This is a genomic window from Flavobacterium humi, assembly GCF_004745595.1.
GTDB classification, from domain to species: Bacteria; Bacteroidota; Bacteroidia; order Flavobacteriales; family Flavobacteriaceae; genus Flavobacterium; species Flavobacterium humi.
On record NZ_SRLH01000001.1, the window covers coordinates 171,300 to 197,752 of the forward strand.

The following is a 26,453-nucleotide window of genomic DNA, read 5'->3' on the forward strand; positions in this document are numbered from 1 at the left end:
TTTTCTCATTGTCCAAATAACAGAGTAAGATGATTTACTCCGTTAAATTTTAAAGATGAAAAAATTAGAAAACAAAGTAGCCGTAATTACAGGCGGGAGTAGCGGGATAGGTTTAGCAACGGCTAAAGAATTTATCGCCAATGGTGCAAAAGTAGTCCTTTTTGGGCGTGGGAAACAAGCACTCGAAGACGCTATCCAAGAACTGGGAGCCAATAGTTTGGCCATTCAGGGAGATGTTACCCAACTTGCAGACCTGGAAAGATTGTATGCAGAAACCAAAGCAAGATTTGGAGGCATTGACATTTTGTTTATAAACGTAGGGCAAGCAAAATTAGCCCCAATTGCGGATACCTCTGAACGTTTTTTTGATGAAATGATTGCCATTAATTTCAAGGGCGCTTATTTTTCATTGCAAAAAGCGATCGGGCATTTAAACAACAATGCTTCGGTGATTATTACAACGTCCTGGTTCAATCAAATCGGTTTTGGAGGAAGCAGCTTATTAAGTGCCAGTAAAGCAGCGCTGCGTTCTGTTGTAAGGGTTGCCGCTGCGGAACTTGCCGAAAAAGGGATCCGGGTCAATGCCGTAAGCCCGGGGCCTATCGGGACGCCTTTGTGGGGAAAAATCGGCTTGCCGGAAGATGTCTTGCAAGGTGCTGCGGAAACGATTACCAATCAAGTCGCCCTAAAAAGGTTTGGGCAGCCTGAAGAAGTGGCAAAAGCAGTACTATTTCTTGCATCCGACGATTCTTCCTATATTGTAGGGCACGAAATGGCTGTTGATGGCGGTATCAATCAAATTTAATTCACTAAACTTGCCCTGTCTTACTAAATTAGGACAGGGTATTATATTATTATGGACAATCCTTTTACACTACATTATCCGGACCACACAGACACAGCACTTGTTGCATCAGCGATTAAGGGCGATAAAAAAGCGCTTCAGAATTTAATACTCAGGCATCAGGTATTTATTTATAACCTGGCGCTTAAAATGTCAAAAAATGTTGAAGATGCCGAAGATTTAACGCAAGAAGTATTTATAAAAGCCATCACGGCATTAGGGAAATTTGAAGGCAAAAGCAGTTTCAGGACCTGGCTCTACAGGATAACCGTCAATCATTTCTTGAACTCCAGGAAACGCAAAACCGAACTGCAGGTTTTTGATTTTGAAACGTATTTTGACTCGATCGATACTGTTCCAAACCATCCACTCAACGAAACGGAGGAACATGAATTGACAGATTCCATTGAAGAACTCCGGATAAGCTGTACTGCAGGAATGCTGCTTTGCTTGAACAGGGAGCAAAGGCTTGTTTACATCCTGGGCGAAATGTTTGAAATAGACCATAATCTAGGGGGCGAAATTTTAGGGATTTCACCAGGTAATTTCCGAATTAAACTAATGCGGGCCCGGACAGATTTATACAATTGGATGAATAAAAGATGCGGTTTGGTCAATGCCGGAAATGCCTGCCGGTGTTCCAAAAAAACAAGAGCCTATATAAACGCCGGTTTGGTGGATCCGGATAACCTCAAATTCAATGCCCGTTACAAAGAAAAAATATACGATTTATCAGGGCAGAAGGCCACGGAAATTACAGAAACCATCGAAGACCTGAACAAAAAAATATACCAAAGCCATCCGTTGCAGCAACCTTTGACCATTTCAAAAATAGTGGATGAGATTTGTAATAATAGTTTAATTAAGAGTATTTTGGATTTGTAGACATCATACAATTTATTTGTTTTTAAAATACAGTAACATCTGGTGTGTTTTTCCTTAATTAGAAATCAAAATTTTCAAAAAGAAAGAATATACTTACATATTTAGTAGGATTTTGCACTTTTTTTAATTTGTTTTACCGTATGATTTAACAAATAAAAAATGAAGAAAATTAAAGTGATTTTATTGTTGTCAATAATTGCTTTATGTTTACATTCTTGTGGAAATGAAATTCAGGGAACAAATATGCAATCCAATCCAACTTCTCGTTTTGTTTCGCTGAGCGAAATCAGAAAAAAACCAAAAAGTATTTGAAGCATTCCAGGAAATAAAACATAAAACAAACCTGGCTAAAAATTCGCGGCTTGTTTATTTGAGCTAGTATAATTTTTCAATAGATACCGATAAAATCCTATTAGTGGAAAATGGGGATTACAAATCCTATACTTTTCCCATTCAAAGAGAAGCGGGAAGCGGTAAAATTGAGAACCTTGTCCTCACGCAGAAAAACAATCAGGTAGGTGTTTATCTGGCAAAATATACTTTAAGTGAGATTGAAAAAGAGAAAATCGAAAACAAAGAATATGTAAATTTATTAAACAAGAGTGAGTTTTTAAACTTACAGCATCAAACGCAGGCTGAGCCTTGTTGGGAATTGGTAAGTGTACCGGTAGAATGGAATTCGCAAGGACAGGTAACTGTTTCTATGGTGTATGCAGTTGAAGTTGCATGTCCTGATGGAGGCGGTTCCTCTGGCGGCGGCGGATCTTCTGACAGTGGAAATGGTGGGACGGGAGGTTCTAATGGAGATGGTTCCGGCGATTGGAATGGAGGATTAGGAACCCCAGGCGGCGGTTCGGCAGGAAGTGGCGGCTCAACGGGAGGCAGTGGAGGAACCGACGGGCCAAATCCTGGCGCAGATCCCATTTTAACAGACTGGGATGGAAATCCTGTTGTCACTTATCCTGTTCTTCCCAGCCCTGAAATTATTCAAAAACATTTGGACGATTTGAATACTATTACAAATGACAACACCAAACCTTATAAAGCTAAAGTTGCCGTTTTACAGCAAAGTTTGAACGAGCCGTTAGAGAAAGGTTTTGAGTTCAGAACGAATAATGATGGAACATTGCAGCCAGCAATACAACCAATTTCTACTCCGACAGGTGTACATTTTAACATACCCGTGATTAATACCTTAGTAAGAATGCACAATCATACAAACACTCTTGATCCTATTTTCTCTGCAGAAGATATCACTGGAATGGCAGAGTTTTTTGCTGTGAAAGATGATTTGGGAGCTGATGATAAAGATCAAATTACTTCGCTAATGATAACAAGAACAGGAGCATTTGCGTTGAAAGTGGATAATCCTGATACTGTTGATGATTTTAATGATAGGAATAAGACTGGGCAAAATAATGACTATAAATCTACAAAAGAAACTATTCTTGAATCTTATAAATTAGAAGTCGTTAAATTAGCACAAGATGAATGTAATAATACATGTACTGATGAAGAATATATAGCCTTATTGGAACAATATTTTTTAGAATGGTTAAATAGCTGGGATACAGGGTTAGGATATTATCAAGGAGCATTGAATCCTGACGGGACTTATACTTGGATTAGAATAAATTAATATTAAAAAAGTAAAAATGAAAAATATATTAAAAATAGCGATTATATTATATGCTTTTCAAATCAATGCGCAAACAGTAAAACCTGCAGAGCAATTTTTGACTCCTGAATTCCTTAAAATGGATAATGTTTATTTTAAGGATGTCAATCATGTATTTGATAAGTTCTTAGGTACTTGGGAATACAGCAATGGCCCTTATTATTTAAAAGTCATAATAACAAAAATAACAAAACAGGAACAAGGAATTAGTAATGGAAAGAGAATGAGGACAAGAAAACATTTTTTCGACCTGATCAACTGTGATTATATCTATAAATATAATGGAGTAACTGTTTATAATGTAATTCCACCATATCAAGTGGTTAATGACAGTGTAATTGCCAGCTCAATTGACGGGCATTTAATCAACAATACAAATCAGGTAGAATTATCATATAATGAGCCATCAACAACTACTTGTATTAGAAATAGATTTGGAGAATTAAAGTTAACTTATATTACCGGTGCGATTCCCAAATTGCAATGGCTAAGAACTGATAAATTAACAAGTTGGCCTGAGTCTTACTGTACCAATGGTCAATTTGATATTTCAGAATACAAAATACCTGCGAATTTGGTTTTGACTAAAATATAAAATCCTTCATAGTTTAAATTTATAATTAATTCATCTTTACAGGAAAACCATTAAGTTGATTGATGCTAATAACACTTTCAAAATAAAAAAGAAAACCTAACCGAATAGTTAGGTTTTTCTTTTTTAAATCAGGATGTCGGTTTATTTATCCTATGATTTAATTATAAAATGCTGTAATAGTGAAGATTGTTTTTTCTGTGGCAAAAAAATAATTTCAAAAATTTTGCCACAAAACCTGTGACAAAATTTTTTAATTCGAAAAAATTGTCACAACTTTAGTGACAGAAAAATAATTTTAAAAAAATTGTCACAAATGAAAGATGATTCGATCCGAAAACTGCTGGGTTTTCCCCAAGAGGAAATTTCCATGCTATTGGGAGTGACCAGGAGTCAATTGGCCATGTATGAAATAGGCCAGCGTGACTTGCCGCTGGACGCTAAAAAAAAATTAACGACTATCTTATCGCATCTCCAGTCAACAAAAGAGGATTCTAAAGTAAAGAAGCAGTTTTTAGCATCGGAAAAGCAGAAAACACAACAATGGCTTGAAAAGCAGCGCCTGGAAATCGAGTATAAAAAACAATTGCTGGCCAGGAAAAAAGAGAACATCGAAAATAAAAGAGCAGCATGCTTCACCGCCCTGGAAGTAGTGGCTTTCCTTGAAACCCAACCATCAAATGCCTCGACCCCCTTATTGGAAGGCATGAAAGAAAAAATCCATAGAACCTTAGAGAAGCATTCTTTGCAGCAATTGGAGAGTTTGCGAATGGAGGAGGAGTATTTTAAGGTGTTGGGGGGAAGGAGTTTGTAGGGGAGCCAGTATAACTATCATTAGCTAACATAATCGGAAATATAAATTAAAGTAAAATGTCAAAAAAAATTATAATTGGTGCTGACGAGTTAATTTTATGGTTACGCAAAAATCAAAAAGCTAAAGAAATTCCTAATGATGAAATTCAAGGTTTAGGTAGAAAAATTTATGAACTAATGGTAAAAGAATTAGGTAGTATAAAAGTAGTTGAAAACAGCCCTTCATATTGGGCAAATATGATGGAAGACAAAAATATTGAGAAGTTTAATTTGCCGAAAACATCTGCCCAATATGAAATTGACTCTTCAAGAATAGGAGATTTATATGAAACACTATCGAGTTGGTAAAATTCAAATGAAAAACTGAACAGCTATTGCCTCTCTTACGTTTAATTTTAACTCTGTTGTGGGCTGGTTTAAGTTTAAATAGATATGTTCTAAAATTCTATCTTTTATTTTTTGGATTTTCCAATATAGATTGGAATCCAGTTTTTTAATTCTGTATGTCTGGAAAGTCTGATAGGCTTGCGTACCTGGATGAAATAAGTATGTTGGTATTTAAAAGAATCGTCCTTCAACCCCAAACACAACAACACCTCCAAAAAAACAATACCTTTACATTATCCGAAAAGGCAACCATGGCAGCAAGCATAGAGAAATACGAATTTAAGCCCGGGCTTCCGCAGGAGTTTGAAATCCTGGACATGGCGGCCTTGTATGAGGCATTTGCCGATACGTTGACCGCGCCGCACAGGACCAATTTTTACCATATCCTTTGGTTCCAAAAAGGAAACCCGACACATACGATAGATTTTAATCCGGTTGCCACAAAACCCAATTCGGTGCTGTTTTTAAATAAAGATGCCGTCCAGAAGTTTGATAAAAACGGCGGTTTTGATGGGAAGGTTGTTTTGTTTACCGATGGTTTTTTCTGCAAGACCGAAGCCGATACTAAGTTTCTGCAGTCTACCGTTTTATTCAATGATTTGTTTTCTATTGCACAAATTGAGCTGGAAGAAATTGCCCAAGAATTTAATCAATTATTTGCCTTGCTGGAAAGCGAATACAAAAAAGGAAACGATCGTTACCAGCCCGACATTTTACGGAATTACCTCCACAACCTATTGCTGGTATCGGAACGGGAAAAAAGCAAACAACATACATCAAACCTAAAAAAAGGAGCCGACCTGGATTATGTCATGCTTTTTAAAGATTTCCTGGAAGCAGGTTTCCGCAGCCAAAAGCAGGTAAGTAGCTATGCCAGGCAAATGCTCGTTACCGAAAAAAGATTGAACCAAGCCACAACCAAGATTTTAGGCAAAACCCCGAAAGAAATAATCGATGACCGCGTCATGCTCGAGGCGAAGCGCTTGTTGGCCCACACCACTGAAAATGTAAAGGAAATAGGGTATGGGTTAGGGTTTGAAGAACCTACGAATTTTATCAAATACTTCCGCAAACACAGCAATAGTACGCCAATTGAGTTTCGGGAAAACCATTCCCAGGCTTAAAAGTACCCTATAAAGGCACATTTTTACCTTTTTATTTTTGGGCATCCGTTGCAATTTTGCCTTGTCATTAAAACAAAACAAGATGAAAAAAATACTGATCGCTGCAACGGTAATTCTCGGCCTTGGATCCTTTGCTGCCTATGCACAGGACCAGCCGATTTCAAAAACTAAAAAAGAAAGAAAAATGGAAAACAGGCAAAAAGCAATCCGTTTGCTAAAAGCAATTGAAACAGGTGATTCTGGACCTGTAGGGTATATCAATCCGGACAAATACATCCAACATAACCTGGGCGCAGCCGACGGCCTTGCCGGTTTTGGGGCTTTGATGAAAACCTTGCCGCCCAATTCTGCCAAAGTGAATACGATCAGGGCGTTCCAGGATGGCGATTTTGTGTTCACCCACACGGAGTATGATTTTTTCGGGCCAAAAATCGGGTTTGATATTTTCCGTTTTGAAGGAGGGAAGATTGTAGAACATTGGGACAACCTGCAAACAACGGCAAAACCCAACCCAAGCGGGCATACGATGATTGACGGTGCTACTGAAATCAAGGATTTGGATAAAACCGAAGCGAATAAAGCGTTGGTCCGCGATTTTGTCGAATCGATTTTGGTACAAGGGAAAATGGAAAAACTGGCCGGTTATTTTGATGGCGACAATTACATCCAGCACAACCCGAATATCCCGGACAAGCTTTCAGGCCTTGGTGCCACACTTGAAGCACTTGCCAAGCAAGGGATTTTCCTGAAATACGATAAGATCCATAAAGTTTTGGGAGAAGGAAATTTTGTCCTGGTGGTCAGCGAAGGGCATTTCGGTAAAGAGTATAATGCTTTTTATGATTTATTCCGGGTTGAAAACGGTAAAATTGCGGAACATTGGGATGTTATCGAACCCATTCCAGCCAAAGAAGAGTGGAAAAACAACAACGGGAAGTTCTAAGGTTGCCTTGTAAAATAGGGAAAGGCGCAAATGAAGCGCCTTTCCGGTATTTATTATTTGATTTCGGTAACCAATTTACTGAATGGCTTTCTGACTTTTTTCAAACTTTCGTTCCAGTCGTTGGTGCTGTCCCTAAATCCGATAGGTAAGATAACGGCACTTTTGAGCCCTTTTTCGGTTAAGCCCAAAATCTTGTCATATTCCACCGGATTAAAACCTTCCATAGGCGTTGCGTCTACTTTTTGTTCGGCAGCAGCAGCGATGGCCATGGCAAAGGAGATGTATGCTTGTTTGGACGTGTGTATGGCATGCCAGTCTTTGCCTAAAGGCTCATAAGCGCTCCACAAAAAGTTTTTGTAATCATCCATTTGGTTCAATGGCAATTGTCTTTCCGTCAAGGTATAATGGAATTCATTTTCCAGTTTTTCCAGGCTGTAACTGTCCCAGGCTGCCCAAACCAATAAATGCGAACAATCGGTAATTTGTTCCTGGTTGTACGAAAAAGGCTTTAACTGCTCTAACAATTCGCGGTTGCTGATCACCAGGATTTCATACGGCTGCAAGCCTGAAGAAGAGGGAGCCAAGCGGGCCGCTTCGAGTATGTATTCTAATTTTTCCTGTGGAACAGCCTCGCCGTTCATCTTTTTGGTAGCATAGCGCCACTTCAGGTTATCAAGTAAACTCATAAGGTATGTTTTAAATTGTAAGCAAAATTATTAAACCTTTGTTACTTTTAGTAACTTTGTATCCAAAAGTAATAGTAACATTACGGTAACAAAGTAACTTATGGAAGACACACAATGTTCCGCCACGGAATGCAAAAAAAGGATAATGGCCGTCCATGATACGATGGATGTGCTGAGCGGCAAATGGAAAGTTTCGATAATTGCCACATTATGTTACCATGAAAGCAGGAGGTTTTCGGATATTTTAACAGATGTCAGCGGGATTTCGAACAAGATGCTGAGCAAGGAACTGAAAGAAATGGAAGTGAACAAGCTCATCAAACGGACCGTCCTGGAAACCCAGCCTATAACCGTCAAATACCAACTGACCGAATACGGGTTAAAGCTTAAATCTGTCATTGATAACCTGGCAGAATGGGGAATGGAACACCGGAAATATATTTTCCAGACGAGTAAGGAAGAAGTGCTTTAATGGTACATCGTATTGTTTTATAAAAACGAGAGTGCTTTTATTACAAAATATAAAGAGAAAACCCATCAGGGAATAAACAAAAAACACAACCATGGAAAGTAAAATGAAAATAGAGATATGGAGTGATGTAGTATGTCCGTTTTGTTATATCGGAAAACGGAAATTCGAAAAAGCATGGACAGGATTTGCCCATAAGGAAAGTGTAGCGATACTTTGGAAAAGTTACCAGCTCGATCCGGATATGCCCGATGATTATGCTAAAAGCACCTATGAATTAATTTCTGAAAAATATGCTATTTCTTTAGAAGAATCAGTGGCAATGCACGCCCAGGTAACTCAAACGGCAAAAGAAGCCGGCCTTGTATATCATTTTGAAAAGGCAATCCCGGCCAATACGCTAAAAGCCCACCAGCTGATCCAATTTGCAAAAACAAAGGAAAAGCAAGAAGAAGCTGAAGAGGTTCTTTTTCGGTCTTATTTTACAGAAGGCAGGAATATTAATGATTTAAATACTCTTTTGGAAATAGGGGAAACAATCGGTTTGGAAAAAATAGCCCTAAAAGAAGCTTTAGAAAATGGAACATACATCCCTATTGTAATGGCCGATCAGAGCGAAGCGCAGCAAATAGGCGTCCGTGGCGTGCCTTTTTTTATAATGAATCGTAAATATGCTGTATCAGGAGCACAGGACAGCACTGTTTTTCTTGAGGTTCTCGAAAAGGCATTTGCCGAATGGCGAACAGAGAATCATGAAATTAAACAAGAAGTTATCGAAGGGAACTCCTGCACCCCGGGAAAAAAATGCGACTAAAACCTATTTGAATTCTTTGTTGCCTAAATATTAAAAAAGGTGTTGGGCTTTCCCAAAGATCAGATAATTTTATTGTCTATGGCAAAGGCAAGGGCTTCGGTAAAATTTTTGACATCGAACGTTTCGAAAATCTTCCTTCTGTAATATTTGACGGTATCGGGTGAAACAAACATTTTTTCTGCAATTTGATGGATTGTCAAGCCCTGGGCATATAACCGGAGCATTTCCAGCTCTTTTTCCTTGAGTTTCGATTTTTTTCCTGCGATCCATGCCTTTTGGGCTATATCCAATTTCCAGAACAAATCGGTACCTTGTTTGTGTATGGCCACATTCCCGGCATGCTGGTTGTGCGAAAGGGACACGATGCACAATGATTTCCAGACGGCGCCGTTTTTGTTGAGGAAAAGCGGCGTTAGTTTATGGTTGATCAGGACAGGCTTGTCATATTTGCCCTTCAGGTGGAAATCGTAGGAGATACTGTAGGATTTGCGCTCATCGGTATTGGGCAGCTGGTCATAAAAATCAAACCCAAGGACATTAATCAGCCCCAATAATTCCAGGTCTTCCTGGGGAACATTGTTAAAATAGAAATTGTAGCCCATTTCCAGGACTTCTTCCGCCGTATAACCGCATAAAAACAAAGGGTTGTTCGATACATATTCAAATTTCATCTGCTCGTAATCAATCACATATACACTTTGGTAGGTTATTTTGGCAAAAGATCTCACCACATCGAGGTAATTGCCGAACTGAAGTTTGTCTTCTTCCTCGGATTTTATCCGGTTTCTGTTCAATAAGGCGCTTTTTTCATTTTCCATTGGATAAAAATACTAAAAACTACACAAAAGTGTAAAAAGGAATCCGGAACCTTTGCCTTTTTTTGTATAAAACTTTAGCGTTTCATCCTATGGAAAAAAAACCACTCTCCGAATGTAGCCTGGAAGAACTGCGCCAGCAAAGAAAGGATTTGAAATCAGCCATGGCCGGATTGCGAAACGGCTGGATTGTAGTTTTGTTGATTATGGCCTTCGTGTTAAAAAACCTGCTGCCTACATTTATTCCTTTGGCGATCGCAACCCTTATTCCTACTTATGCTTCCATGAACAAGATTGATATAGAAATTAAGAAGCGAGAAGAAATCAAACCATGATTTTGGATCAATACTGTAAAACCCATGAGACATGAATGAAAAATATTGTCCCCATTGCGGGAAAGATGCAAAACCACAAAGGATAGACGCAAAATATATTCTCCATGAAATTGAGCATGTCCTGCATTTCGAACGGGGCATTTTGTATACTATCCGCGAATTAACGATACGGCCCGGGCAGAATATCAGGGATTTTATCGGTGAAAATAGGGGCAGGCTGGTAAAACCGATTTTGTTTATTATTGTAACTTCATTGATTTATAGTGTTATAAGTCATTTTTTCCAGATTGAAGAAGGATATATCAAGCTTGATAATGGTAAACAGTATGCAGTTATTGCCATCAACAAATGGATCCAGGACCATTACGGATATGCCAATATTTTAATGGGAGTTTTTATTGCTTTTTGGCTGCGGCTGTTTTTCAAGAAGCATGGTTATAATTTTTTTGAAATCCTGATCCTGCTTTGCTTCGTAATCGGGATGGGAATGCTGATGCTTGCTGTTTTTGCCATTGTTGAAGGCATCGTTGGAATTCAGTTGATGAAGCTTTCGGTTACACTTGTTTTCATCTATTCTACCTGGGCGATAGGGCAATTTTTTGACGGAAGAAAACCGGTCAGTTATATAAAATCCTTCATTTCCTATGTATTAGGGACGATTTCCTTTGGTATTTCAGCAACAATTTTGGGTATTTTGATCGATTTGATCCTCAAACATTACTAATTTTCTTTTTTCAGATGTAAGCTTTGCCAAGAATTGTATAACAGTTCTCTATGGTGCTTGCTGTATTTTTATGGCATATCCTAAAACGAGAACGCATGCCAGAAGGTCCTTCCATAGTAATCGTAAAAGAAGAAGTACAGCAATTTGCAGGACACAAAGTGATTGCCGTTTCCGGGAACAGTACCATTGGCATTGACAGGATGGAAGGCAAAACCGTGCTTTCTTTTACAAGCTGGGGCAAGCATTTTTTGATTTGTTTTGAAGGATTTACGCTCAAAGTCCATTTTCTGATGTTTGGCGCTTATAGGATCAATGAAAGAAAAGAAAGTGTTCCACGGCTGAGCCTCGTTTTTTCCAATGGCGAAATCAACCTGTACACTTGTTCTATAAAATTCCTGGAAGGCGACCTGGACCTTTATTACGACTGGAGCGCAGATGTGATGAATGAAAGCTGGGATCCGGAAAAGGCAAAACGCAAACTACAGGAAATCCCTCAAAAGATGATCTGCGATACTTTATTGGAGCAGGATATTTTCTCCGGCGTGGGCAATATCATCAAAAACGAAGTACTGTACAGGACCCATACGCATCCGGAATCCCTGACCGGGAAAATCCCTTCGGAACTTATAGATACCATTATTGAGGAATGTTCACGTTACAGTTTTGAATTCCTGGAATGGAAGAAGCACTATGAACTGAAAAAACATTGGCTTGCCCACACCAAAAAAACCTGCCAGAGATGTAATTTGCCCATTGTACTGAAATATACCGGGCTCAAAAAGAGAAGAAGTTTCTTTTGTATCAACTGCCAAAAATTATACCAATGAAGCAGGAAGTCAACATCGGGTGTTCCAGTTTCAACAATGCCTACTGGAAGAGTATTTTCTATCCGGAAGAGCTGCCAAAATCCAAGTGGTTTGATTTCTATTGCACGCATTTCGGCACCTATGAAATGAATGGTACTTTTTACAAACCTCCTACGGTCAAAAGCATGGACAATTGGTACCATAAAGTTCCCGGGGATTTTTTATTTTCAGTGAAAGCGCCCAAAGACATAACCCATATTAAAAAAATGTCGGGTTGCGAAGGATTAATCGAAGATTTTTATACGGCTTGCCGTTTAGGCTTGCGGGAAAAGCTGGGCTGCATTTTGTTCCAGTTTCCTCCTGGTTACCAGTATAGCCCTGACAAATTAGAAGACATTTTAAAAAACCTTGATCCTAATTTTGAAAATGTGCTGGAATTCCGCCACAATAGCTGGTGGATCCCTGAAGTGTGGAACGAATTGTCCAATCATAACATAACTTTTTGTAGTGTTAGTTATCCTGGGCTGCCTGATACTGTTTTTACCGAAGCCCCGCTTGTTTACCTCAGATTGCATGGAAAACCCGAATTGTTTTATTCCGCTTATTCCCATGAAGAACTTTCTTATTTGAAGAACTTAATCTGCAGCAGCAAAAAAAGTAAAAAAGCATTTGTTTATTTCAACAATACGGCCAGCCAGGCAGGAATTTTGAATGCTTTGGAAGTGAAGGCCCTTTTAACACCTCTAACATAAAACAGCTATAGTTTGTTTATGATTTTAATAGTTCGTTTGGACTTTTATCAAAATAAACGGCCTAATCATTAAAATACATAAAAAGTTATATTTATAACTTTTTATGTAATAAAATAACAATACTTTTTATTTCTATATCCATCGTTGTTTTATTTATAATTTCTTCTGATAAATTACAAAAATTCTTAAAAATATCTTAAAAAACCTACAAAACAAATGTGTGTTATGGGAGGTTTAATAAATAATTAATAAATCCATCAACATATTGATTATCAAGTAATTGTATTTGTTTTTTGCTTTTCAAATTTCAGGAATTAGCAAAGGGATCACTTATAATAATAGGAATAAGGGTATTATTTTCATCACCTATTATTTAAACCAATAGCAATATGATTATGCAAAAAAAATTACGATTCACCAAAGTAATTGACTACTTTGATTTCGGCAAAAGTACAGGGCGGCTTCACAGCACGTTTTGGACACTTTTGCTTTTTGGAGTTGCAAACAGTGCTTTTTCGCAAACAACCCTGATCAATCCGGCAACGGACGGTGGGTTTAATTCCGGGAACACTTTTGCGGCAAATGGATGGACTGTGGCAAATGAAGGATCAGGTCCTATAAAATGGGCTGTAGGAAATGCCGCTTCCGGAATAACGGCAACAGGCGCTACGACAAATGGTTCGCCTACAGTAACCTTAACAGCGGCTAATGCCAACATCGCCATAGGCCAGATAGTGTACGGAAGTGCCATTCCTGCCAATACTTTTGTACAAGGTATTTCAGGAACGACCCTAACGTTGTCTCAAAATGCCATAGTCAGTGCCGGTGGTACTACTTTAGGTTTTGGAAAATATTCCGGAACGATGAGTGTGGGTGCTATCCAACTGACAAATGCTTCTATCAGTGCCAATACCTATTCGGTTGCGTTATCGGCGGCGAATCCAAATATTGCCGTAGGTATGGCTATTGCTCCCGTGCCAGGGTTTATCGGTGCCAATACTTATGTTGCCAGCATTAACGGGACAACATTAGGGTTATCAAGAGCATCGATCAACAATAGTGCGCTTGCCGTGGCCCAAACCTTGACTTTCTCGGCAACTTCCGCCGGAATTTCAGGTAATGCCGCTTATGTTACCAATGATAACGGAGCTTCTTATTCTTATGGAGGATACCCTGTAAACAGGACTGTTTATTTCTATAGGGATATTAATGTTCCTTCTGCCGAGACCGCAATGACATTAACTTTTGATGTAAAATCGGATCCTTCTTTCGGAGCGGGATGGCAAGTATGGGCAGCACCAATTAGCCAAACAGTAGCAGGGACGAATACTCAGGTAACGTCTCCTTTTACACACGGTGTTTCCTGGCCTGGTGCTACTTTGATCTCTTTCAATTCCAATCCGCAGGTTTCGGTGACCAAAGCTACGGCTTTTATCCCTAAATCTTTTGCGGGAATGCCTTTCAGGTTAATTTTCGTGTGGACAAATGGAACATCGGCAGGAACGAGTGCTCCGGCTTCCATTGATAATATTTCGCTTGTTTCAAGAATGCCTGAAGAAATTACCTGCGCGCATTCAGGACTTTGGTCCCAGCCAGGTACTTGGGACGGTGATAAAGTACCAACTCCGGCAGATACTGTCGTATTGGATAATGATGATGAGGTAGTGATGATCGATTCAAGATATTCAGGATGCGAGGATTTGATCCTGGCAGGATTGAATTCATTGGTGCAGTACGCCATCAGTTCGGTTATGGATGAATTTACCATTAATAATGATTTGAATATTGCCGCAGGTGGCGCCCGGTTTAACAACCATGACGGAACCAATGGTAAATATTTGAAAATAGGCCATAATATCGATGTAGGACCATCAGCAAGATTTGACAGCAGCCTTGGGAATACGGGTAATTTTTCCGGAAGATTGACACTGAATGGTTCTTTGCTTCAAACGATAACAGTAGACCCATCCGGTTTTATGGGAGGCTCGCTTCCGGGAACAAACGGATTCAGCAATGTGGCTGGTGTCCTGAATCAATTGGAAGTGACCAATACTTTTCCTGCTGCAACAAACGTAGTTTGGGATGTGAATGGAGTTAGGATTAAATCTACTTTGATTTTAACATCGGGGAGAATAAATGTGACTTCAGGAAACAGGGTTATCCTGGGAAGTTTCGGTTCTTTAAATGGCGTAACAATCCTTCCTGGAAGTGGTTTTACTAATGGAACGGTATCAAGATGGATGTCTTCTTCCAATACTAAAAATGTACAGCCGGGAACAGAATACCCTGGAACAGATAATAATTATAAACCGTTTTGGTATCCTTTTGTGAGCGGAGCAGGACTGGACAGGTCATTGTATTTGTTGCCTGATGCCAATCCTACAACAGCAGGAGAAGTAGCGGTAACGTATACAGATGCCAATACAGTTGCAGGAAGCCTTTCCATTGCTGACGGCAGTTACACGATCAATAAAAAATATAACGGGAACTGGGTTTTTACCACTCCTGACGGAAATGCGGTTCCTGCAGGTGCAGCGGTTTATTATACTACAGCTGGAAATCATAGGGTAGGAGTATATGCTAACGGCGCTTTTGAAGCGATAGACGGTACTTCAAGATTAATGAATGCGTCAGCTGCTTTGGCAGGTACTCATCAAGATGGTACTGCACAGCCATTTGCGTTTAGAAAAGATTTGTCTTTGGCAAATTTAACAGCAGCACCTGTTTATGTAGGAGTTGCCAATGCATCGGTTTTGAATACGGCAGCAGCCATTACTTCTGCAGGTTCAGGTGACTGGAACAATCCTTCCACATGGGTTGGATCTGTTGTTCCTTCTTGCGGAAATGTAGCTACGATTGCCAGCGGGCATACAGTTACGGTAACTACTGCGGCTGATGCTGCCGGTGTGATTATCTCCAAAGGAGGAACATTGGCAAACAATGCAGGCAGCACTACTATGACGGTAGGTTGTACGAACAACAATGCTGCTTTTTATAATTATGGTACGCATACAATGACAACCGGTAATTTGAAAGTAAACGGTTTTGTAGCGCATAAAATAGGAAGTTTCTTCAACCAGACTGGTGGGGAAATCATCATTGACAGTAATAATGCAGGTGATGCAGCGACTTCTGTTGCTTTTGGCGGAGCTTCCTGCAAAATTGAAACGGCTAATTTAGCACTGACAGGTGGTAAGATAACCATTGTTGATCCACTTGTAAATATCGGAACTCCGGCTTCTGCTACTTCTATCGGGAATTATTCTTTGAGTACAGAAGGGGCTGCCGGAACGTTTACCTATAACGGAAGCATTACCGGAAGTACAGCCAGTATGGGGAATATAGCGAATCTTTTTGCTGTAGGGCAAGTAATATCGGGCCATGCCAATATTCCGGCAGGTACTACTATTACCGCAGTAACAGTTGGGAATTTCGGTTTTCCTTTCCCTCCGGTTACTTTGACATTATCAGCTCCGGTTACGGCTCCTGTAGCTGCCGGGACTCCTTTGAACTTCTCTTCTATGGCAAATAATTGTGCCGCCGTAGTCCTTGGGATGGATGCTGCCAGTGCAAATTTAGCTTTGGGAACAGGCGTTTCAGGAACAGGTATACAGGCAGGTTCAGTAATTACCGGTATAGCGATTAGCGGTAATGATTATCCTACCAGCTTGGTTAAAATTACTTTGTCACAACCTGTAGCCGGTTTGGCCCCATCGCCAATTACCGCTCAGCAGGCATTGTCATTTGCCGGGGTAACACCAGGTTCTTATACTGTAATTTTAACTGCTGCCGATCCTGCTATAGTTATTGGTATGACAGTTTCAGGAGCAGGTATAAATCCGGGGACATTTGTAACGGATATGTCCGGGCCTAAATTGACTTTATCCGAACCGATCCAGGCGGGAGCTCCATCTCCTTTGGTACTGAATTTATATTCTTTCAATACACAATCCAGCGGTTCGTTCATTTATGCATCGCCGGTTAATTATGCTGCCGGTCTGAACCATACTTTACAAATCGGTGACGGTATCTCGACTCAGAATACGGCACTTGTATCTACAGGGTTCAATTGCCAGTTCCAGGCAATGGACGGATTGTTTTCTTTGGGGAACCTAACGGTTGATGCTCCAAACGGGGACAGTAGGTTCATGAACGTAAGCAGCAATAACATCAACAATAGATTCAATATGTATGTCCAGAATACATTTACGGTTACTGCCGGAAGTGCTTTCAGGAAAACATTTGCCAGCGGAACTGTTTATGTGGGCGGTAATATCGTAAATAACGGTACTATCAATTTCCCGTGGGCATCCTCTCCTTTATACCTTGGAAGTTTTACCAACGGTGTGGCCGGGCCGTCTACATTGCCTCAAACGATTTCAGGTTCCGGTTCATGGGTAGCAAACCAATGGGCATTAACCAGTGGGCCATCTTCAGGTTATGCTTTATCGGGCTTGACCATCAACAATACAAACCCGGCAGGAGTAACGCTTCAAGTGCCTAATTTCAGGGTTTGGTCATCTGTTACTTTGGCCAATGGTATCCTTCATACTTCGGCGGCTTATCCGATATATTGCGGTGTTTCCGATGTTACGTCCGCAACTTATTTTGGAGGTTCTTTCAGTATTACCAATGGAGGAAATACTTCTTATATTGACGGGCCGTGCGTGCATGCCAACAGGTTTGACAACACGCTTTCACAATACAAATTATTCCCGGTAGGGAAAAACGGAAAATACATGCCGATCTTCATTTCTTCAGCTGGAGGCGTAGAACTGATGGCTGAAGCTTTCGATACCAATTCGGGAACAGCAAATCCAGCGAATGCTTCTAATATAAGCGCTGAAAGATGGAAAGTGAGCAGAGTAGGATCTGCAGGAGCTTTTACAGGATATAATGTTAGGTTGGGAGCCTTGTCAACACCGGTTACTGCTTCTAATATCATCGTGCATTCCGCTACTGAAAACGGAGTTTACGATATTGTTTCCACTCCGGCTTCCGCTACTACTTTTGAGTTGGCTTATTTTGGTTCGCCAAACGTTCCGACACTTTATTTGGCTACGCCACAAACTGGAGGATTCTTAGGTAATTTTGCTTATGCACAAGGTGTTGCCTGCGCAGGAGTTCCTGCACCAGGAGCTACAATTGCATCAGCGGCTTCGGTATGTTTAGGGCAATCTACAACATTGAGCCTGACAACTCCAACAATTGGGGCAAGTGTAACGTACCAATGGCAAATTTCTACTAACGGTGGCGCTACATGGACAAATATTTCGGGAGCTACTGCAGCAACGTACATTGCGACGCCTTCTGCAGACACTTCTTACCAGTGTAACGTAACCTGTTCGTCAAGCACGGGGACTTCTGTTCCGGTTGCCGTGACTGTTTCGTCATCAAGTGCTTCGGTAACGCCTGCTTCGATCTGTACTGCGGGAACGGCTAATTTATCTGCTTCCGGAAGTACTATCCTAAACTGGTACGATGCACCAATAGGCGGTAATTTAGTGGCAACAGGTACTTCATTCAGCCCTGCTGTAACATCAACAACAACATATTATGTTTCTTCAGGAGCAGAATCTACAGGAGCCGTGAATACTTCGGCTTATACTGGAACAAGTGCTTCTACAGCTTTGTTTAAAGGAATTGCTTTTGATGTTACCAATAACCTGAAATTAAAAACAGTTACGGTTTATCCAAAAAACACTGTAGCACTTACACCGATAACCATCAGTTTATACGATGCTTCAGGAGCTATTGTTGCCGGGACAACTCCGGTTACTTTTACTCCGGCTTTAGTGACTGGAACCATCGGAACAACGGCTCAGGTGGTAACACTTAACTATACTATTCCTGTAGGAACAGGTTACAGGTTGGTGGCTACAAATGGTTTAGCGGCTACTATCAATACTTTGGGGAACAGTACTGGTGCCATTGCATATCCAACTAGTGGGCCTCTTAAATTGACAGGTAATGTTTCTGCGCTTAACGATGCGATCAGCACTACGGCCAATACGACCAATTGTTTCCATAATTTGACATTTGATGAGGTATGCGAATCAGTAAGGGTACCGGTTACGGCCACTGTGGCAAATACGCCGGCTCCGACTGGTGCTGGAATACAAGATTCTTGTGCTACTGGGACAATTGCTGATTTTGCGGTGACCGGAGCAGGTGGCGCGACCTTTACATGGTACAATGCTGCAACGCTAGGTACTGTTTTGCCGGTTTCGACGCCAGTGGTTTTAAACGCTTCTTATTTTGTTTCACAAACAGTAAACGGATGCGAAGGACCAAGATTAGCGATCCTGGCCCAGGGAGGTTGCCTTGATACTCATGATTTTGAGATTTCAGGCGTGCGATATTATCCAAACCCTGTAACAGATCAATTGACTATTACGGCGAAAGAAGCCATAACAAAGGTTGAATTGTATAATCTATTAGGCCAGAAACTGAAAGTTATAGAAGCTAATGGAACAACTGTCAGAATGGATTTTAATGCATTCGGATCTTCAACTTATGTAGTTAAGGTATATTCTGAAGAAAACGTTCAATTCTTTAGAGTGATCAAAAAATAGCAAATTACCGGGAAGTAAGGCAATCATCAAGGTTGCCTTGCTTCTCTTTTTTATACCAGATGATGTCTAACAACCAAAAAATTAAAAAAATGCAAAAAGAAATCCCCATATCTCATTGGGTAGCTATTTCGGAGCTTTTTCTTCAATGGAGGAAAAATTTCGGAATAAGTATCTTGCTGATATTTACATTTGGATTATTTTCAAATGCTGCTTTTGCGCAAATGCCGCTGGAAGATTTTACCAGTGGGATACCAGCTACCTGGGCTATTACCAGTAACCAGGCAGTTACGAACAACTGGGCACCCACAACTCCTACAGGAGGATACCTCTCGACACCGGGAGCTATGGTAAACCCGGCTTTAAATAATACGGTCGGCACCACGGCGGAGTATTATTTGATTACCCCTCAATTCCTGACAACAGATATTACTGAGATCAGGTTTTTTACAAAGCAAGGTAGTTTTTCCAATAAAGGAACGACGTACCAGGTAAGGCTTACCACAGCGAACCAGCCGGATATCAGTAATTTTAATGTGATACTGCAATCCTGGACGGAAGCCCAGCTGAATGTTTCAGCCACTACCTATGAAGAAAAAATTGTAACCATTCCTTCCATTCCGGCAGGAATACCGGTATATGTTGCCTTTGTTGCCATAACACAACAAACAGGGACCTCTGCAACCAGCGGGGATACTTGGTTTATAGACAATGCAAGGGTTATTTCCAGTTGTACTCCGGTAACAGGGATTACTGCTACGATGACTGCAAATGGAGGTGTCATTAACTGGACACATCCTACAGCGAATAATTTCCTGATTCAGATTGTCCCTAAAGATACTCCTTATGTTCCAGGCGGAGGGACTCCGGTAACGGGAACTTCTTATACTGCTTCAAGTTTAGCAGACGGTACTGCTTATGATGTGTATATAAAAACAGTTTGCGACGGTACTACGGCAAGTGCCTGGGCCGGGCCTTTTCCGGTTACCACAGCAAAGTTGGGACTGGATTGTGCCACGCCTATTGTGGTGCCCACAAGCATAACAACAACGCCATATGTTTTAAGCACCAACTTAAGTACATTCCATGATCCGCAGAATTATACTGTTTATGATTCTCAAGGATTGAGCTGCCAGCCTTTTGGTTCTACCCAGAACTGGCTATCGGGAGACCATGCCTTTTTGTCTTACACACCAACTGCTTCAGGATTGGTAAATATCAGCCAAGCGGTAAATGTTGATTATCCGTCAGGATGTTATAACACTTTATCTAGTGTGTTTATTTTTGACAGTTGTGCTATTGGAACCACGGCAAACTGCCTGGGTTCACTTACTACAGGACAGGGCAATAGTAACTCTTCCCAACTTCAAAATGTGTATATGCAGGCGGGGCAAACGTATTATTTTGTCATTTCTTCGCCTTTTACATACTATCCTGACCAGGACGGAGCCAGTATTTGCTTTACATTTACTTTATCGGCACCATCTTGTCCTACTCCTGCAGGAATCTCTTATGATAACCTGACGCAAACGAGTGCTACTTTCTCATGGGCTAACCCTCAAAATTTAGTCAGTAACTGGGAATATATCGTGAAACTGGCTTCTTTAGGAGCTCCTACAGCTTCAGATACTGTAATTCCTACAGCAACAAACAGTAACAATATAGTTTCGCCGCTTATTGCAGCGACAAACTATAATATATATGTTCGTTCTGTTTGTGGCGGTACTCCGGGAGCATGGTCTGCACCATTTGCTTTCAGGACACCGTGTGATCCTATAACACCTCCTTATTATACAGGTTTTGAAGATGACGGCATGAATAGCTGCTGGTCACAATTAAACCTTAACAACGATAGTGATTTTTTCCACTTTGGTACTGATGGATTTGGTGAACCAGTAGCGAAATTACGCACTTCCAATGCAGAGAACAATACCAATGATATGCTTGTTTCGCCGCAATTCCATTTGGATGGGGTAACCCAGAAAAGATTGCGTTTCAAGTATAATATCTATGGCAACTGGGGGCTTATTGTAAATAATCCTACCGGTGGGCCGGGTTCTTTTGAAATAAAAATTTCCACTACAGGCGTTGGAGCGCAAAACTTCACCACCACCGTAATTCCTTTGACTTCTTATACGACCGCCTACAACTATATCGAAGCGATTGTTCCTTTGCCAAATATTACGGGAGATATCAATATTGCCTGGATAGTACCGCAAGGAGCTAACCAAACCGGAAGCTGGATATATATCGATGATGTACATGTAGAAGACTTGCCAGCTTGTTCAGAACCAAGTTATCCGGTAGTTACGGCAGGTTCCATAACCACAAATTCAGCGGAAGTTTCCTGGACAAACGGTTACAACAATACCCAATGGGAATTGGTAGCCCAGCCTTTAGGGACAGGTGTTCCGACTACTCCGGGGATTATCGTAAATACGAATCCGTACACGCTGACAAATTTAGATCCGTCTACGCGATATGAATTTTACGTAAGAGCTTATTGTTCGGCTACATCACAAAGTACCTGGGCAGGGCCAATCAATTTCAATACGTTGTGTATCGAACAACAGGTTCCTTATTTTGAAAGTTTCAATGATGTAGATGCCAATACGAAGAAATTCTGTTGGTCTACCAATAATGTTGATGGCGATCCTGCAGAATGGAGCATCTCCGGAACGGAAGCAAGTATCCGTCCGCAGCCTGTCAACTTCTTCGAACCTTTCTCCACGTATAACGATTGGCTGATCAGTGCGCCGGTTCATGCTGTTGGTACCAAAAGGCTCCGTTTCAAATATAGAGTAACAACTTCTGTATTTTTCCCGTCTCCAAGGGGGAATTTTGAAGTATTGATGTCATCCACACCCGATTTCAGTACGTATACGACTTTAATTCCGGCACATGATTTTACCAATGGTGCCTTCATGGAAGATTCTGTTTTATTGAATGGGACAGGGACAACATACATTGCTTTCAGGCTTCCGCCAACGATGGATAACCCATCTGCGACAGGAAATGTTGTCATTGATGATTTTGTCATTGAAGAAGCACCGGCATGTCCGAATCCTTCTCATTTAGCAGTTACCGCGATTACACCTACAACGGCCAATTTAAGCTGGAATATAGGAAATACCGAATCCCAATGGCAGGTCGTAGTTCAGGAAGCCGGAGGAGGAGTTCCTACTGGTTCCGGGACAGCCGTAAATACGACACCGGCTTACAATGCTACCAATTTAACACCGGATACTACGTACGAATATTATGTTATGGCAGTATGTAACGCTACGGAAAGCAGCGAATGGGTAGGGCCTTTTACGTTCAAGACTACTTGTAATCCGCTACCGACACCTTTCCTTGAAACGTTTGATTCTAATTCCAATACAGAATCCTGCTGGACAGTTGTCAATGGCAATGGTGACGGGAACCTTTGGAACCTGAACCAGCCGGTTAACCCAATTTTCGGGGATCAGATGGCTGCTTTGTTCACAGGATCTAATGGAAACAACAACGATTGGTTAATCACGCCAACCCTTACGGCACATGCCGGCCAGAGGCTTCGTTTTTACTATAAAGTACTGGACAGCTTTTTCGAAGAAGATTTGAAAGTAATGCTTTCGGTAAACGGAGTAGCTACGAATCAATTTACGCTTTTATATGAGAATAATACCGTAATCCCTACAGATGCTACCGGGACTGTTGCAGGTTCTGATATCATAACGTTAACGTCCACTCAAGGTGTGAAGATAGGGGATAGGGTAGATATTCCGGGTTGGGTAATCCCTTTTGGTTCAACAGTAGTTGCCATCAATGGTTCATCCATAACCATATCAGCGAATGCTGACGTAACAGCAGCAGGTCCTTTAAATGTTACATTCGTTCATCAGAATATTAATAATGAACAAGTTCGCGAGATGGTAATCAATTTAGACGGGATTACCACTGCGTCAAACATCAATATTGGATTCCATACACCTTTCTTTCCACCAAACCCGTGGAACTACAGAGGTCAGTATACTTTCATAGATAATGTAATTGTAGAAGATATTCCGGCATGTCCATCTGTAATAAATGCAGCGGTTAGCACTATTATGGATACCACGGCCGGAATTAATTGGGAAGCGGTAGGTTCTGAAACAACATGGGAGATTTCAGTACAACCATTTGGTACGCCTGCTCCGGTGGGCAGTACCCTTCCTCAATACCTGCAAACAGCCACTGCACATCCTTATACGATAACAGGGCTTGCACCGTCAACTAAATACCAGGTATATATTAGAGCGGTTTGTAGCGGAAGTTCACAAAGCGAATGGATAGGACCTTTGGAAATCTTGACAAAATGCGACCTTGCCAATATGTGCGAATACACTATTTCGCTTACTAATGGTAATACAGGACAAGTATATCCAGGATTGGATGTAATGCAAAACGGTGAGGTTTTACAAACGATTACGTTCCCTGTAGATGCACCTGACCAGCCTACAGTGGTTGACCATCAAGTGTATTTATGTTCCGGTATTGAATTTAGCCTATATTGGAATGGAATGGGAGGAAATGGGCTTCAATATGCTGAAGCACAAGCTGTAATTAAAGACCAGGCCGGAAATGTGGTTTGGACCAGCCCTCTTGGTTTGGGTACGGTTAATACCAATATTTATACGGGAATTTCGAATTGTTCTGTAATTACTTGCCCTCAGCCGACTAATTTGGCGGTAAGCAACCTTGGAGTGCTTTCATGGACTCCGGGCGGTTCGGAAACACAATGGGAAGTTTTTGTACAGCCATTAGGCCAAGGATCAATCCCACAATCTGGAGTTATTGTAAATACACCGAGTTATACACCGGTAGCTTCCGATTTTTATTCTCCTTTAGCAGGAACGAATGAATTTTTTGTAAGAGCCGTTTGTGGTTCCAATGATAAAAGTTATTGGACAGGCCCGAAAGTATTCATTAAAAACGACGAACCGGCTACAGCTATCAGGCTTACTGTAAACTCTTCTGAAGCTTGCGTATCACAAGGAACCAATGCTTCTTTCATCGGAGCAACAGTTTCGAATGTCCCAACATCGTGCACAGGTGCGAATGGCGGCGATATTTGGTATGAATTCATAGCGGCTTCAAAAGTTCAGGTTGTCGAATTGAGCAATTTCAACCCTGGAAGCTATTATGCCAGCGCTTTTAACGGAACCTGGCCAAAAATCATCCTGTCTTTATACGAAGTACAGCCAGACGGATCGCTTGTGGAGAAATCCTGCAGTGAAAATAATTCATTAGTAACGATGTATTCTTCTGAATTAACCGTAGGAAACCTTTATAAAGTACGCATAAAACTGGATGCTTCAGGAGCGAATGACAAGCGATTTGACATTTGTGTGAGCACGCCATCGGATATCTGTAATATGAATGCTTTCAATTATAGTTTTGAAAAACTGCCGATGCAGCATGTTACCGGGATTTCTACTATTATCGATGCCACTGTGGTACCGGGATGGAGAGTCAATACAGATTGGGGGACGATGTTCTTCCAGGAAGGATCTAATTCCGGCGATGTGACGCCTTATGCAGGCGGCCAATGTCTTCAGTTAACACAAGACGGTGCTGATGCCTGGGATCCTTCAGATCCTAATATCAAAGGATTATACAAAGATTTCGATACGTCTGAAATTACCGTAATGGATTATAGTTTTGCCAGTGCAACGCGACAAACCAACGGTACAGGTACAACAATTCAATTGTTTGCCGGGCCTCCAGCAGGACCTTTCACAGTAATTGCAGAAGATCATGCTGATAGTTTGATTTGGGATTTGATCAAGGGAAGTTATACTATTCCAACCGGTCAAGCCACTACACGATTTATTTTTAGAGTGAAGGAAAATGCCATCGGCCATATTTTAGACGCTGCTAATTTTAAAGCGAATACCGATATTGTAACAGAAGATACCACTTTGCCATGCAACCTGACATCTTTAACTGTTGAAGCTGTAGGAATAGGACAATGGATTGCAGATGACGCCAATCCTGGTGTTACTGTTATCGATGCTCCGGCCAATACGACAACTGCCATTTCAGGCTTTACAGTACCGGGTGTATATACTTATTACTGGAAAACCCGCTATTGCGAAAAACCAATCGTAGTTACCTATGAAGGTTTCACGCAAGTAGCCTCGGTAACTTCCCCGGTTGAATATTGCACGAGCCAGGCGGCTACAGCTTTAACAGCAACAGCACCGGCAGGGTATACTTTGCAATGGTTTACACTTCCTACGGGCGGTACCGGAGATGTTAATGCTCCAACTCCGTCAACGGCAGTGGTTGGAACAACAACTTACTACGTTGCTCTGGTAGATGCCGGCGGATGTATCGGGCCAAGAACCCCAATAGAAGTTATCGTAAACGAATTGATTACTCCTGTAGTCGGATTTGCCTATGATAAAGCATTGTATTGTGTTGGAGGGACTGCACCGGTTATGACAACAAATGCAGGATTCACAACAGGAGGTAATTTTACAGCTACACCATCAGGATTGTCGCTTAATGCTGGAACAGGAGCTGTTGCTCTTTCTGGAAGTGCTCCTGGAGTGTATACGATTACGTATGCTGTAACTGCCCAGGGTTGTAATCTTGCCGGAAGCGAGAGTGTGACACTTACAGTCAATGAAGCACCGGTAGTGGTTATTGAAGACGTTTGCGAAAACCAATCATTATTGCTCAATGCAAACCCGGTTGATAGTTCATTCGATCCGAATACTGTTGATTATCTCTGGACGAACGAAAGCAATACTGTAGTAGGTTCAGACAGTCCTACTTTTAATGTTGATGAGTATCTGGCGCAGAATCCTTCTTTAAGCCTGCCATTGACATTCTATGTTACTGTAGATGCGGATGGTTGCCTTGCTACGAAAGAATTTACCGTGACAAGCAATCCGTGCCGAATGATCCCTAGAGGTATTTCGCCAAACAATGACGGTTCAAACGATCAATTTGACCTGACGGGAATGGGAGTGAAGGAGTTAATCATCTTCAACCGTTACGGCATGGAAGTGTATGCATTCAAAGGAGAATATACCAATCAGTGGAATGGTTTGTCCAATAAAGGGAATGTGTTACCTGATGCCACCTATTTCTATACTATTGTCAAGCAAGATAACACGACCATTACGGGTTGGGTATATATCAACAGACAACATTAGAATCTAAATAAGAGCAGCCTGCCTGCC

The 26,453-nt window shown here is 41.1% G+C and carries 18 protein-coding genes; 16 read left to right on the forward strand and 2 right to left on the reverse strand.

What is annotated here, in order from left to right:
- Positions 1-55: 55 nt before the first annotated feature.
- From E4635_RS00685 to E4635_RS00720, 8 genes are all read left to right on the forward strand, one after another.
- The gene (locus E4635_RS00685; protein ID WP_135524690.1) at positions 56-805 is read left to right on the forward strand and encodes an SDR family oxidoreductase; all 750 of its coding nucleotides are present in this window, start codon (positions 56-58) and stop codon (positions 803-805) included.
- A gap of 51 nt (positions 806-856) precedes the next feature.
- On the forward strand, positions 857-1,729 hold the full coding sequence (locus E4635_RS00690; RefSeq protein WP_135524691.1) for an RNA polymerase sigma factor: 873 nt from the start codon (positions 857-859) through the stop codon (positions 1,727-1,729).
- A gap of 415 nt (positions 1,730-2,144) precedes the next feature.
- Positions 2,145-3,368, forward strand: coding sequence for a hypothetical protein (locus E4635_RS00695; protein ID WP_135524692.1), 1,224 nt, complete (start codon positions 2,145-2,147; stop codon positions 3,366-3,368).
- Positions 3,369-3,384: 16 nt separating this feature from the next.
- The gene (locus tag E4635_RS00700; protein WP_135524693.1) at positions 3,385-4,002 is read left to right on the forward strand and encodes a DUF6705 family protein; all 618 of its coding nucleotides are present in this window, start codon (positions 3,385-3,387) and stop codon (positions 4,000-4,002) included.
- A 313-nt stretch (positions 4,003-4,315) separates the two neighbouring features.
- Positions 4,316-4,813: a helix-turn-helix domain-containing protein gene (locus E4635_RS00705; protein WP_135524694.1), complete on the forward strand. Its 498-nt coding sequence runs from the start codon at positions 4,316-4,318 to the stop codon at positions 4,811-4,813.
- Between the two features lie 56 nt (positions 4,814-4,869).
- Positions 4,870-5,160, forward strand: coding sequence for a hypothetical protein (locus tag E4635_RS00710; RefSeq protein WP_135524695.1), 291 nt, complete (start codon positions 4,870-4,872; stop codon positions 5,158-5,160).
- A 290-nt stretch (positions 5,161-5,450) separates the two neighbouring features.
- Positions 5,451-6,323, forward strand: coding sequence for a helix-turn-helix domain-containing protein (locus tag E4635_RS00715; protein WP_135524696.1), 873 nt, complete (start codon positions 5,451-5,453; stop codon positions 6,321-6,323).
- An 82-nt stretch (positions 6,324-6,405) separates the two neighbouring features.
- Positions 6,406-7,266, forward strand: a complete 861-nt coding sequence (locus E4635_RS00720; RefSeq protein WP_135524697.1) for a nuclear transport factor 2 family protein — start codon at positions 6,406-6,408, stop codon at positions 7,264-7,266.
- A 53-nt stretch (positions 7,267-7,319) separates the two neighbouring features.
- On the opposite strand, the gene E4635_RS00725 is transcribed toward E4635_RS00720, so the two are convergent.
- Positions 7,320-7,952, reverse strand: coding sequence for a nitroreductase family protein (locus E4635_RS00725; protein ID WP_135524698.1), 633 nt, complete (start codon positions 7,950-7,952; stop codon positions 7,320-7,322).
- A 100-nt stretch (positions 7,953-8,052) separates the two neighbouring features.
- Here E4635_RS00725 and E4635_RS00730 point away from each other — a divergent pair, with 100 nt between their 5' ends.
- Both E4635_RS00730 and E4635_RS00735 read left to right on the forward strand, forming a co-directional pair.
- Entirely contained in the window at positions 8,053-8,424 is a 372-nt protein-coding gene (locus tag E4635_RS00730; protein ID WP_135524699.1) for a winged helix-turn-helix transcriptional regulator, read from the forward strand.
- Positions 8,425-8,515: 91 nt separating this feature from the next.
- On the forward strand, positions 8,516-9,235 hold the full coding sequence (locus E4635_RS00735) for a DsbA family oxidoreductase (RefSeq protein WP_246020620.1): 720 nt from the start codon (positions 8,516-8,518) through the stop codon (positions 9,233-9,235).
- A gap of 59 nt (positions 9,236-9,294) precedes the next feature.
- On the opposite strand, the gene E4635_RS00740 is transcribed toward E4635_RS00735, so the two are convergent.
- Positions 9,295-10,053, reverse strand: coding sequence for a response regulator transcription factor (locus E4635_RS00740; protein WP_135524700.1), 759 nt, complete (start codon positions 10,051-10,053; stop codon positions 9,295-9,297).
- Between the two features lie 89 nt (positions 10,054-10,142).
- Between E4635_RS00740 and E4635_RS00745 the strand changes: the two genes are divergently transcribed.
- The 6 genes from E4635_RS00745 to E4635_RS00770 all read left to right on the forward strand — a co-directional run bounded on the left by E4635_RS00745 (position 10,143) and on the right by E4635_RS00770 (position 26,426).
- Entirely contained in the window at positions 10,143-10,385 is a 243-nt protein-coding gene (locus tag E4635_RS00745) for a hypothetical protein (RefSeq protein ID WP_135524701.1), read from the forward strand.
- A gap of 31 nt (positions 10,386-10,416) precedes the next feature.
- Positions 10,417-11,109, forward strand: coding sequence for a DUF3667 domain-containing protein (locus E4635_RS00750; RefSeq protein WP_135524702.1), 693 nt, complete (start codon positions 10,417-10,419; stop codon positions 11,107-11,109).
- A gap of 95 nt (positions 11,110-11,204) precedes the next feature.
- The gene (locus tag E4635_RS00755) at positions 11,205-11,936 is read left to right on the forward strand and encodes a DNA-formamidopyrimidine glycosylase family protein (RefSeq protein ID WP_135524703.1); all 732 of its coding nucleotides are present in this window, start codon (positions 11,205-11,207) and stop codon (positions 11,934-11,936) included.
- A complete protein-coding gene (locus E4635_RS00760; RefSeq protein WP_135524704.1) occupies positions 11,933-12,667 on the forward strand; it encodes a DUF72 domain-containing protein in 735 nt (244 codons plus the stop codon). Before E4635_RS00755 ends, E4635_RS00760 begins: the two co-directional genes overlap by 4 nt.
- A 395-nt stretch (positions 12,668-13,062) precedes the next feature.
- Positions 13,063-19,242 (forward strand): Ig-like domain-containing protein, encoded by a 6,180-nt coding sequence (locus E4635_RS00765; protein ID WP_211518707.1) that lies wholly within the window; start codon positions 13,063-13,065, stop codon positions 19,240-19,242.
- An 89-nt stretch (positions 19,243-19,331) separates the two neighbouring features.
- Complete coding sequence (locus E4635_RS00770; protein ID WP_169630175.1) at positions 19,332-26,426, forward strand: choice-of-anchor J domain-containing protein; 7,095 nt, start codon at positions 19,332-19,334, stop codon at positions 26,424-26,426.
- Positions 26,427-26,453: the final 27 nt, after the last annotated feature.

Excerpts from the sequence above, each read along its gene's own strand:
- E4635_RS00700 (WP_135524693.1), top strand. The coding sequence starts at position 3,385 with ATGAAAAATATATTAAAAATAGCGATTATATTATATGCTTTTCAAATC.
- E4635_RS00735 (WP_246020620.1), top strand. The coding sequence starts at position 8,516 with ATGGAAAGTAAAATGAAAATAGAGATATGGAGTGATGTAGTATGTCCG.
- E4635_RS00710 (WP_135524695.1), top strand. The coding sequence starts at position 4,870 with ATGTCAAAAAAAATTATAATTGGTGCTGACGAGTTAATTTTATGGTTA.
- E4635_RS00730 (WP_135524699.1), top strand. The coding sequence starts at position 8,053 with ATGGAAGACACACAATGTTCCGCCACGGAATGCAAAAAAAGGATAATG.
- E4635_RS00745 (WP_135524701.1), top strand. The coding sequence starts at position 10,143 with ATGGAAAAAAAACCACTCTCCGAATGTAGCCTGGAAGAACTGCGCCAG.
- E4635_RS00770 (WP_169630175.1), top strand. The coding sequence starts at position 19,332 with ATGCAAAAAGAAATCCCCATATCTCATTGGGTAGCTATTTCGGAGCTT.
- E4635_RS00705 (WP_135524694.1), top strand. The coding sequence starts at position 4,316 with ATGAAAGATGATTCGATCCGAAAACTGCTGGGTTTTCCCCAAGAGGAA.
- E4635_RS00715 (WP_135524696.1), top strand. The coding sequence starts at position 5,451 with ATGGCAGCAAGCATAGAGAAATACGAATTTAAGCCCGGGCTTCCGCAG.
- E4635_RS00755 (WP_135524703.1), top strand. The coding sequence starts at position 11,205 with ATGCCAGAAGGTCCTTCCATAGTAATCGTAAAAGAAGAAGTACAGCAA.
- E4635_RS00720 (WP_135524697.1), top strand. The coding sequence starts at position 6,406 with ATGAAAAAAATACTGATCGCTGCAACGGTAATTCTCGGCCTTGGATCC.
- E4635_RS00765 (WP_211518707.1), top strand. The coding sequence starts at position 13,063 with ATGCAAAAAAAATTACGATTCACCAAAGTAATTGACTACTTTGATTTC.
- E4635_RS00685 (WP_135524690.1), top strand. The coding sequence starts at position 56 with ATGAAAAAATTAGAAAACAAAGTAGCCGTAATTACAGGCGGGAGTAGC.
- E4635_RS00750 (WP_135524702.1), top strand. The coding sequence starts at position 10,417 with ATGAATGAAAAATATTGTCCCCATTGCGGGAAAGATGCAAAACCACAA.
- E4635_RS00690 (WP_135524691.1), top strand. The coding sequence starts at position 857 with ATGGACAATCCTTTTACACTACATTATCCGGACCACACAGACACAGCA.
- E4635_RS00740 (WP_135524700.1), bottom strand. The coding sequence starts at position 10,053 with ATGGAAAATGAAAAAAGCGCCTTATTGAACAGAAACCGGATAAAATCC.
- E4635_RS00725 (WP_135524698.1), bottom strand. The coding sequence starts at position 7,952 with ATGAGTTTACTTGATAACCTGAAGTGGCGCTATGCTACCAAAAAGATG.
- E4635_RS00760 (WP_135524704.1), top strand. The coding sequence starts at position 11,933 with ATGAAGCAGGAAGTCAACATCGGGTGTTCCAGTTTCAACAATGCCTAC.